The organism is Allobosea sp. 05L423 (assembly GCF_056397745.1).
Window position 1 is genome coordinate 1 of sequence record NZ_JBFTOA010000036.1, and the last position, 9,170, is coordinate 9,170.

Annotated in this window: 11 protein-coding genes and 1 pseudogene; 9 read left to right on the forward strand and 3 right to left on the reverse strand. The window is 61.2% G+C overall.

Going from position 1 to position 9,170, the window contains the following annotated elements; all coding sequences use genetic code 11:
- The 7 genes and pseudogenes from AC1DNE_RS30340 to AC1DNE_RS30370 all read left to right on the forward strand — a co-directional run.
- Positions 1 to 263: pseudogene (locus AC1DNE_RS30340) on the forward strand (hypothetical protein); the annotation flags it as partial.
- Positions 264 to 389: 126 nt separating this feature from the next.
- Positions 390 to 1,604, forward strand: a complete 1,215-nt coding sequence (gene repA / locus AC1DNE_RS30345) for a plasmid partitioning protein RepA (RefSeq protein ID WP_441473957.1) — start codon at positions 390 to 392, stop codon at positions 1,602 to 1,604.
- On the forward strand, positions 1,601 to 2,638 hold the full coding sequence (gene repB, locus AC1DNE_RS30350) for a plasmid partitioning protein RepB (protein ID WP_441473958.1): 1,038 nt from the start codon (positions 1,601 to 1,603) through the stop codon (positions 2,636 to 2,638). Before repA ends, repB begins: the two co-directional genes overlap by 4 nt.
- Before the next feature lie 268 nt (positions 2,639 to 2,906).
- Entirely contained in the window at positions 2,907 to 4,136 is a 1,230-nt protein-coding gene (gene repC, locus AC1DNE_RS30355; protein WP_441473959.1) for a plasmid replication protein RepC, read from the forward strand.
- A 1-nt stretch (position 4,137) separates the two neighbouring features.
- Positions 4,138 to 4,626 (forward strand): MbcA/ParS/Xre antitoxin family protein, encoded by a 489-nt coding sequence (locus tag AC1DNE_RS30360; RefSeq protein WP_441473960.1) that lies wholly within the window; start codon positions 4,138 to 4,140, stop codon positions 4,624 to 4,626.
- Positions 4,627 to 4,752: 126 nt separating this feature from the next.
- Positions 4,753 to 4,959 carry a hypothetical protein gene (locus tag AC1DNE_RS30365; RefSeq protein ID WP_199084333.1) on the forward strand — a complete coding sequence of 69 codons (207 nt, stop codon included), beginning with the start codon at positions 4,753 to 4,755 and terminating at the stop codon, positions 4,957 to 4,959.
- 124 nt (positions 4,960 to 5,083) lie between these two features.
- A complete protein-coding gene (locus tag AC1DNE_RS30370) occupies positions 5,084 to 5,374 on the forward strand; it encodes a WGR domain-containing protein (RefSeq protein WP_441473961.1) in 291 nt (96 codons plus the stop codon).
- A 542-nt stretch (positions 5,375 to 5,916) separates the two neighbouring features.
- On the opposite strand, the gene AC1DNE_RS30375 is transcribed toward AC1DNE_RS30370, so the two are convergent.
- From AC1DNE_RS30375 to AC1DNE_RS30385, 3 genes are all read right to left on the reverse strand, one after another.
- Positions 5,917 to 6,303: a type II toxin-antitoxin system VapC family toxin gene (locus AC1DNE_RS30375; protein WP_476767363.1), complete on the reverse strand. Its 387-nt coding sequence runs from the start codon at positions 6,301 to 6,303 to the stop codon at positions 5,917 to 5,919.
- Positions 6,300 to 6,533, reverse strand: coding sequence for a type II toxin-antitoxin system Phd/YefM family antitoxin (locus tag AC1DNE_RS30380; protein WP_441473963.1), 234 nt, complete (start codon positions 6,531 to 6,533; stop codon positions 6,300 to 6,302). Before AC1DNE_RS30380 ends, AC1DNE_RS30375 begins: the two co-directional genes overlap by 4 nt.
- Before the next feature lie 263 nt (positions 6,534 to 6,796).
- Positions 6,797 to 7,855, reverse strand: coding sequence for a tyrosine-type recombinase/integrase (locus AC1DNE_RS30385; RefSeq protein ID WP_441473964.1), 1,059 nt, complete (start codon positions 7,853 to 7,855; stop codon positions 6,797 to 6,799).
- 91 nt (positions 7,856 to 7,946) lie between these two features.
- Here AC1DNE_RS30385 and AC1DNE_RS30390 point away from each other — a divergent pair, with 91 nt between their 5' ends.
- Together AC1DNE_RS30390 and AC1DNE_RS30395 are read left to right on the forward strand one after the other, a co-directional pair.
- Positions 7,947 to 8,828, forward strand: a complete 882-nt coding sequence (locus tag AC1DNE_RS30390; RefSeq protein WP_476841367.1) for a DUF1403 family protein — start codon at positions 7,947 to 7,949, stop codon at positions 8,826 to 8,828.
- A gap of 3 nt (positions 8,829 to 8,831) precedes the next feature.
- Positions 8,832 to 9,170: SMC-Scp complex subunit ScpB (locus AC1DNE_RS30395; protein ID WP_476841368.1), on the forward strand; the 339-nt coding region annotated here is incomplete at its 3' end.

Below are 9,170 nucleotides of genomic sequence, written 5' to 3' on the forward strand. Positions count from 1 at the left end.
CGTCCGCGCCCTGCTTCAGGATGAACGCCTTCTGGGCGTCCGAGAACTTCGAATCCTTCATCGTCTTCCGCTCCTCCCAGCCCATGGGAAACGACGCGGAAAACTCTAGCTCAAAGCGATCCAGTTTTAAGGGCTCAGATCAGGCTCAGGTCAATGCACCCTCCCCTATGGGTGCGCGGGATATCAAAATTGCCGATACCGCTCTTCCCGCGGCTCTTGCATCGATCATTGAGGCAGGGGGCGCAGTCATCTGGATCAACTGACGATCGTTTGTCATTAACAGCTCGTTAACCTTAAACCTCTGGACCCGCAGCTAGAATCATGGCGTAGCTTGTCGGGAGAAGGCCGATAAATCGGCCTTTGCCCGACAAAGAGGAATTCTTACGCCAATGCCCGAAGCCGTGGCACAAAAAGCTGTACAGGCGCTGGCACCTGCCGAGCGCGTGTGGAAGCATGCCCGGGTCCTGTCGCAGCAGCTGAATGCGCTGCGCGAGCGTATGTACCCACCACATGCGCAAAAGAGCCTACGTCATTTTTTGACGAATGAGGTTTCGAAGCTCACCTCCATTCCCGATTCGACGCTTAAGCTTATGTCCAATGAGGGCAAAGGCCCCCTGCCCGCTCGCCTGGAGAATAATCACCGAGCCTACACTCTCGCTCAGATCAACGAGTTGAGGCATTTGTTCGCCGCCCAGAAGCCGTCTGAGGCCCTTCGTTTTCTCCCACATCGGCGACGTGGAGAGCATCTGCAGATCCTGGCAATTGCCAATTTCAAAGGCGGTTCGGCCAAGACAACTACCAGCGTGCACCTCGCTCATTATCTCGCGCTTCAGGGCTATCGGGTACTCGCGGTTGACCTGGATCCGCAGGCATCGTTGTCTGCGATGTTCGGTGCGCAACCAGAGATGGATGTCGCTGCCAACGAGACGGTTTGGGCTGCGCTTCGCTACGATGAACATCGCCGCCCTCTGCGAGATGTAATTCGGAAGACGTATTTCCCGGGCGTCGACCTCATCCCAGGCAATCTGGAGGTGATGGAATTCGAGTACGAAACGCCTCGTATGTTGGCTCAAGCTCGCAAGGCAGACACGCTCTTCTTCGAACGGCTTGGCTTGGCAATTCGCGAGGTGGAGGATGACTATGACGTGGTCGTTCTCGATACGCCGCCGTCGCTTGGATACCTGACGCTAGGCGCGATTTATGCGTCAACCGGGATGATCGTAACGATCCATCCCGCGATGCTCGACGTGGCTTCGATGGGTCAGTTTTTGCTGATGATGGGCGATCTCATCGACGTGATCTCGCGTGAGCGCGCATCCATGCGGCAAGATTTCTTCCGGTACCTGATTACGCGCCACAACCCATACGATAAGCCTCAAACTGAAATTGTATCGATGCTCCGGATGCTGTTCCCCGACGACGTCCTTGTGCCGGCAGCTGTCGAAAGCACGGCCGTCGAAGCTGCGGGATTGGCGAAGAGAAGCATCTACGAACTAGAGACTGGAGAGATTGGACGCGAAGCGTTCAAACGCGCGCGCGAGTCGTTTGATGCGGTGAACGAAGGCATTGTCGACCTCATCAACGAGAGCTGGGGGCGGCGATGAAGAAGCCTGCGCGCCAGTCGATCGTAGCGAGTTTCGGGCTGCTGTCTCAGACCGCGTCGGAGAGCGACAGCGAGAGTATGCGTCCCGATGCTGGGTTGGAGAACTTTACTACGCCAACGCCGCGGGTTCCTGCAGGTGTGATTGGAGCTACGCAGAGGACGCTTTCGGACATCCGGGAGGAGCGTGATCGGCTTCAGGCTATTGTCGATGCTGGTGCTGGAGGAATCGTGGAGCTCGATTCCAACATCATCGACCCCTCCCCGTTTCCTGATCGCCTTCCTGACGACGATGACGCTGGGTTTCAGGAGTTCAAACGGTCGCTGGCTGAGGATGGTCAGAGAATTCCTGTCCAAGTTCGACGTCATCCGGAGCGGCCCGAGCGCTACCAGATTGTCTACGGGCATCGGCGCGTACGCGCCGCACGCGAGCTGGGAATCGCGGTCAAGGCGATCGTCCGTGACTTGGACGACGGGGAGCTCGTCGTATCCCAAGGTTTGGAGAACGCGAGCCGGCAGGACCTGAGTTGGGTGGAACGCGCCGTGTTCGCACGCCGCATGGAGTCCGCCGGCATTCGAGCGCGAGACATTCGGGGGGCGCTTTCTATCGACGATGCCGAGTTGGCGAAGATGCGCTCGGTATGGAGGACGCTGCCCGACGACGTGATCATCGCTATCGGGCGAGCGCCAAAAATCGGGCGCCCGCGATGGCTTGAGTTAGCGGCAGAGCTTGCCAAAGCACCGTCTCAAATTGTCGTGGCCCGGGAAACCTTGTCAGCTGACAAGGTCCGCGCTGAGCCGTCTGACATCAGATTTCAGATGGTCTTGAGTGCCGTATCGGGTGCCAAGGCGCCGTTGGAGAAGCCGACTTTCGATCTTATGGCCAGCGATGGGCAAAGCGTCGGCAAGGCGATGTTCGGTAACCGAGAGATCCGACTCAAAGTCGAAGCCCATTCGGCAAATGAATTCGCATCGTTCTTTCGATCGGAGCTGCCGGAACTGATGAAGCGCTTCGAGGCATCTCGGCGCGGGCGCTAAACGCAGAAACCTTGTCAGCTGACAAGGTTGAGGAGGGGAGGAAAAGGATAGAGCAATTCGCTGTGCTGGTCTGACTGTCGGTTAGCGACGTGCGGTGAGTGACCGAAATCTGCAAAAGAAAAAGGCCCCCGAAACGGTGTCCCGGAAGCCCTTCTCGTAGTTCGCACCTAGAGAATCGCACTTCCTCGAATCGCCGTCAAGAGTCTCTTGGAGACGAAGCGCCTTTTCGGCGAGCGGACTTCTTTTGCCTAATCATAGGTAAGGAAACGTGGTTAATCACGCCGCAACGACGCCCTTTGGGCGGCGGACGCTGACGCTCGCCCATGTAGCAAGCCAAGCGCTCGCGAAAGAACGACTGCCCGAGAAGGCCGTCCACAAATGGAATCTATTTCGGGATATCTGCACGGCCAAGGCTCGGCTGGGCGTGAATGAACGCGCCTTGGCGGTGCTCGACGCTCTGCTCACATTTCATCCGGAGACAGTTCTGACCGGCGAGCAACTCGTTGTCTTCCCGTCGAACCAGCAGCTGGCCCTTAGGGCGCACGGGATGTCCCCGGCGACGCTACGGCGCCATCTTGCGGTGCTCGTTGACTCCGGTCTCATCATCCGCCGCGATAGCCCCAACGGGAAGCGCTATGCGCGGAAGGGGAGGGCCGGGGATATCGAGCTTGCCTTCGGCTTCGATCTGTCTCCCCTGGTTGTTCGATCCGCCGAGATCGAGAGCGCGGCCGAGGACGTCAGGCTCGAGGAGCGAGCCCTGAAGCTCGCGCGGGAGCGCGTCACCATCTGCCGGCGGGACATCGCCAAGATGATAGCGACAGCGATGGAGGAAGGCGTCCCGGCTCACCAGGCGGGGCAGGGGCCTTCAACCTGGCAGGAGATCCGCGCGCTCTACCGGTCGATCGTTGACCGGATTCCGCGCACGGCCCCGCGGGAGGTTCTCGAACCAATTGCCGAAGAGCTATCGATGCTGGCCGACGAAATCCTCAACCTGCTGGAACTCCATATAAAAACTCAGAATCTGAGCGGCAATGAGTCTCATTCTGAGCGCCACAAACAGAATTCAAATCCACAACCACCTATTGATCTTGAACCTAGCTTTCCAGAAAGCAGGGTGGTCAAAGTCGAGATTGATCCTGAACCCGTGAGGAAGGCAGAACGGCCGTTCCCGCTGGGAATGGTCCTCGATGCCTGCCCGGATATCATCGATTACGCCCGCGGCGGAATTTCCAGCTGGCGAGACTTCCTGGCGACGGCAGCGGTGGTGCGATCGATGCTCGGAATTAGCCCAAGCGCCTGGCTCGATGCGCAGAATGCGATGGGCGAGACGGAGGCCTCGATTGTCGTGGCCGCAATCCTGCAGCGTGGCGAGGCGATTTCCAGTGCCGGCGGGTATCTGCGTGGCCTGACGCGGAAAGCCGAAGCCAACGAGTTCTCGATCGGGCCGATGCTGATGGCGCTGATCGGAAGCCGCCGGCGCGAGCCAAAACGGGCGTAGCTTGCCTGTAGATTGCTGGCATACGCAGGCCATTGGCGACAAAAATCGGGCCCGGGTGAGTGGACCTGGCTTACGGACGCTCCTCAATGTCGCGCGCGTCTGGGAGCTCGACGTTGCCGAGATCCAAACGCTCCTGGGTATGCCCACATCGGACGAATTTCAGACCTGGTATGATGCTGCCCGCGCCGACGAGCCTCTGACCCTTGAAACCGACGTCCTATTGCGGATTTCGGCGGTGCTCGGGATTTATAAATCCCTCCGTCTGTTGGAGGGGACTGACGACGAGGGCTCGAAATGGCTCCGAGGCATCAATCGTGAAAGCCCCTTCAATGGGAAAGCGCCGATGGAGTTGATGCTGTCCGGCTTCGAACCTGGGCTGATGGATGTCCGTGGCTACTTGCTCGCCAAGGAGTACGGCGGTGGCACCGCCCCTAACGAGGTCGACCGCAACTTCAAGCCTTTTACCGACGCCAATTTGATCTGGGTCTGATATCGCCTCGGATGACCTCTTGTGTTGCAAGGCGGTCGATTCGATATCGGCGCCGCCAGCTCCCCTGAACGATGCGGCTGAGGCGTGCTCTTGATGCTGTGGTTTCGGCGTTTCAAAGGAATAGACGTGTTTCAGATCAAGGCCACGATCCGGGGTAGCAAGGTCAAGGAAGCGGCCCCTTCTGCGGTGGAGGCGCTTCGCCGCTACCAGGATATCCAGACACGTCCGGGTGTGACTGCTTGTTCGGTGATGAAGGGCGGCGTGCTGGTGGGGCAAGCCGAGCTCGTGAGCGCGGCGACGGTCGAGGACCTGCGCGCCAAATCCGGAATCTGATCTCGCGACGGGGGGCGAGGTTTCGCAGGACGCCTTGCGGCTCATCAACGATGTGAATCGTCAGCACGGAATTGATTCATCCTTTGCGTTGGACGGGTGCATGTCATGGGCGCGAGATGCGCGCATGGACAGCTCCTTCGCCAAAGATGCGCCGCGCTTGCAAATGTTGGTGCTGGACCGATCTGATCCAGCACAGAACATGGCGCGGTTCTATGTGCTTGCGATTGAGCCAACCCTGTTTGGCGATGTCGCGCTCGTACGCGAATGGGGGCGCCGGGGTTGTTCCGGCCGGCGGCGGCTCGATCTCTACGAGGATCAAGAAACTGCAGCCGAGGCACTGCAGGATTGGCTGCTCAGGAAGACCCGGCGTGGCTACGGCGTCGTTGCGACTTCGATCGAAAATGGGGGGGCATAGCCGGAAGGCTCCCCGTTGTCGGGACGGCTACTTTTTAGAGTAGCATGGTGGGCCGGGCCGCACTTGAACCGGCACCGGCACTGTTATGTGTCAAACGGCGCGGTCGGGCGTGTCGCATTCTGCGCGATGGGCCAACAAGGAAGGCTGAGCGTTCGTTCCTCTTGGATCGGAGATGAGCCCCGGGTCTCTGCGGTAGGCTGACTCGTTCGCCCCGCGTGCTGATCGTCGAGGAGGGAAGGGGGCTGGCGCCGTTGCTGTCTGGCCACACGAGAGGAGAGTCTGCCGGTTCGCGAACAATCGCGATTGCACGTGGCCGTGATGAGTCCGAAGCTAGGTATAGAGGGAGGCGAGGTTATGCGTACGCCTGACAGCTCGGAAGCCTCCATGGCTCGGATCAACGGCATCCTTATTCGGGGCGCCATTTTCGTGGCGATTGCCGCATCCATCGTGTTGCCGCTGCTCCGCTAGATCGCGCAGGCTGTAAGCGTGCGAACTCTGCCAGAGGCAAATCGGCTATTCGGATTATCGTGTGGGGGATTTCGCTACCACAGGCGTTTGACGGCGAAGCTGTCGAATAATGCTTCGTTTGAAATCAGGACCATGTCCTCGGATTGAGCCTGGGCAATCAGGAAACGGTCGAATGGGTCCTTGTGCGCGATGTCCATCTCACCGGCTCGCCGGGCGTGGTGAACGGTGATTGGCAGTTCGGCGAAGCCCTGATCGGCGATGATCGCCTCGAAGTCCTGCGCGAGCAGGGCGGCATCAGGGAGCTTGCCTATGCGGAATTTTGTGGCAACCTCCATGGCAGAGGCGGCACTCACGGCGATGCTGTTGGCCTGGTCTTCGATAGCCTCGCGGGCCCGAAGGCTAAGCGCCTCGTCACCCGCAAGCCACCAAATCAGAGCATGGGTATCAAGCAGCAGTCTCAAGTGAGATTCCATCCCACGAGTTCACCCTCGGGCAGCGGCTCATCAAAGCGCGCATCGATGGCAATCTTTCCCTTGAGAGCTCCAAAGTGTCGCTTACCGCGTGGTGTGACCGGCACCAGACGGACTGCCGGCACGCTACCACGAGCGATAACGACATCTCCGCCATCAAGTGCGTCGGCGATCAGTTTGGACAGATTGGTCTTCGCATCGTGAACCGAGAACTGGGCCATGGAGTATCTCCCTTAGCTAAATATATAGCTAAGTACTCCGCGCCCGGCAAGAACCGTACTGTTTCCGGACTGAACCGCAGTCCGTTGGACTCATGCCACATGGGATCATCCGGGTAGCCGAAAAAACCGACCTCGTAGGAAGGGCCCTGTCTGTCCTCCGTGGAGGTGGCGGCAGGGTTGGTGAGGCAAGGTGCCCAAACGCCGCCAGCGGCCATTTATGGGGTTTTTGGTCGTTTGGCGACCTAAGGCGAAACGGTCTTGCCTTACAGCCCAGCGGCCTTGGTGAGATTGACCCGGAAGCGGTCGCGTCGTCGCTGATAGCGGCGGGTCATCTCGGCCGAGGCGTGCCCGAGCTGCTTCTGAACGTAACGCTCGTCGACCTCGGCCGAGGACGCCAGTCCGGCGCGTAGCGAATGGCCTGCGAAGCGCTGCAGGCGCTCGCCTTCCGGCAGATCGCCGCGGATGCCGGCGGCCATGGCGCATTGCTTGACCAGTCGCGCGACATGTTGGTCCGTCAACCGCTCGGGGCCGACCTGCTTGCCCTGGCCGGTCACCCGCCGAAACAGTGGGCCATGAGCGATCCGCCCCAAGGTGAGCCAGGTCTGCAGGGCGGCGACCGGGCATGTCAGATCGGCTGAGCCGCGACCGATCTCGATTTCGCGCCAGCCGGTCTTGCCGCGCAGGCTGACGAGCAGACCCTCCTTGAGGATTTCGACCCAGCCGCGGCCATCGCGTGTCTGATCCTTGCCGACGTCGAGCGCGACGATCTCGGAGCGACGCAAGCCGCCGGCAAAGCCGAGCAAAAGGATGGCGCGATCGCGCAGCCCGCGCAGCGTGCCGCGGTCCAGGGTGTCCAGCATCGCCGCGAGGTCCTCGCCCAGCACCGCCTCCTTCTGCACCGGGGGCCGGCCATGGCTGTTGCGGATACCGGCGAGCACCGTGGCGATGTGACGATCCCGCCGATCGAGCGGAGTGCCGCGCTGCGCGTAGTTCCAGCTCAAGGCTGACAAACGGCGCTCGATCGTCGCAACCGAGTTCGGCTTTCGCCCTGTCATCGCTGCGCCTGCGGCACAAGCGGTGATGTAGAGGCCGACGATCTGCGGATCCGGCGGCAGGGGAGGGAGCTGCTGGCTCCGGCACCAGGCGCTGAAATGCCGCCAGTCCACCGCATAGGCTCGGCGCGTGTTGGCCGAACTCGCCGCCTCGACATAATCGCGCGCTCGCGCTGCGAGCCCTTCGAGATGCGCCGCAACTGACCCGGTTTGGGCGCGTTCTTCGGTTTCCGGAAGGATCGAATTTCCCGACACCTGTGGCCTCCTCATTCATGGTCGTTTTGGCAGGCCTGTGCATTGCCAGAGGCATTCCGCAGGTCGGAGGGCCGCCAAATCGCGCGTTTCATCTATAAAGACAAAAATGACCGATAATGCAAGATTATCGGTCATTATTCGTTTTCGACGCAGTGTGCGCTTTGACTTAAAAATCATGGTACCAAGCGCACAGTCGGTCTATCCTTCGCTCGATGCTCGGTCCCGATTCAACGCCCTCCGCCGTCTGGAGGCCGCCTGCGGACGGACCGAGACCGAAACGCAATTGCGCGACGCTTGGCTCCTGCGTATGCCGGGAGCCGATCCCGGCCCGGCCGGCAACCTGTTTGCCGCCTGGAAAAGCCTGGCCGAGCGCTCGCCCAACGTCTCTCCCGACCGTTTGCGCAGGGCAGTGAATCGGCTCGGCCTGCGCTGGAGTGACAACCTCGTCTCCCTGGTGGACCAACTCGAGGACCTCGCGCGCTCCGGCCAGCCCGCGCCTTTGGCCGCCGCAGCGATCGCAGCCGAGGTCCAACGGCTGCGACCAGACACCGGCCTGCTCGGCTGGTGGCTCGCTGATCAGGTCTTGGCCCGGCGCATGCGCTGGCCGGAGGCCGTGCCCTTGCTGGTGACGCAGGCGCACGGGGCTGCCTTCCGCAGCCTCAAGGATCGCAGCCGCGTGCGTGCGGGAGGGGAGGGGTTCGAGCGCGCGATCTGCGTGGCAGTCGCCTTGGCAGCGGCGCAAGCCTGCTGGCTTGCCGGCGAGATCGCGCCGCGGGCGGCACGGCTCATCGAGGTGACACCCAAGTTGCGCGCCAAGGGGGCAGGGGAGGTGATCCAGCTTTTGCTCGATAGCGATGCCGTGTCGGGCACGCTGCAGACAACCCATCTGACCCGCTGGGGTTCGCGTCGGCTGTTCGAGCGCTTGGTCAGTTTCGGGGCTGTGCGTGAGCTCTCCGGGCGTGCCAGCTTTCGGCTTTACGGGCTCTAGAGCATGGCCAAACGCGCCCAGGGGGAGGAATTTTTCGACGCCGAGCTGGCGGATCTGCCGCCGGAGATTCGGTGGCGTGAATGGATGGGGCGCGTTGAAGCCGTCATCTTCGCGTCGCCGGAACCGGTCGGCCGACAGGCCCTGGCGCGCGTCGTCGGCCGCGACTGCAGTATCGATCTGCTGATCGCTGACATCCGCGATGAGTTGGCCGGCCGACCCTACGAGCTCGTTTCTGTCGCCGGCGGCTGGCAGCACCGGACGAAGAAGGGATTCGCGGTCGCGATCCGGACGGCGACCGGGCTTGGCGAGCGCTGCGACAAGGCCTTGTCGCAGTCCGAGAGC

What these genes read in the sequence shown, in the direction of transcription:
- AC1DNE_RS30380 (WP_441473963.1), bottom strand. Translation starts at nt 6,533, where the DNA reads ATGGCCCAGTTCTCGGTTCACGATGCGAAGACCAATCTGTCCAAACTG.
- AC1DNE_RS30385 (WP_441473964.1), bottom strand. Translation starts at nt 7,855, where the DNA reads ATGAGGAGGCCACAGGTGTCGGGAAATTCGATCCTTCCGGAAACCGAA.
- repB (WP_441473958.1), top strand. Translation starts at nt 1,601, where the DNA reads ATGAAGAAGCCTGCGCGCCAGTCGATCGTAGCGAGTTTCGGGCTGCTG.
- AC1DNE_RS30370 (WP_441473961.1), top strand. Translation starts at nt 5,084, where the DNA reads ATGGACAGCTCCTTCGCCAAAGATGCGCCGCGCTTGCAAATGTTGGTG.
- repA (WP_441473957.1), top strand. Translation starts at nt 390, where the DNA reads ATGCCCGAAGCCGTGGCACAAAAAGCTGTACAGGCGCTGGCACCTGCC.
- AC1DNE_RS30390 (WP_476841367.1), top strand. Translation starts at nt 7,947, where the DNA reads ATGACCGATAATGCAAGATTATCGGTCATTATTCGTTTTCGACGCAGT.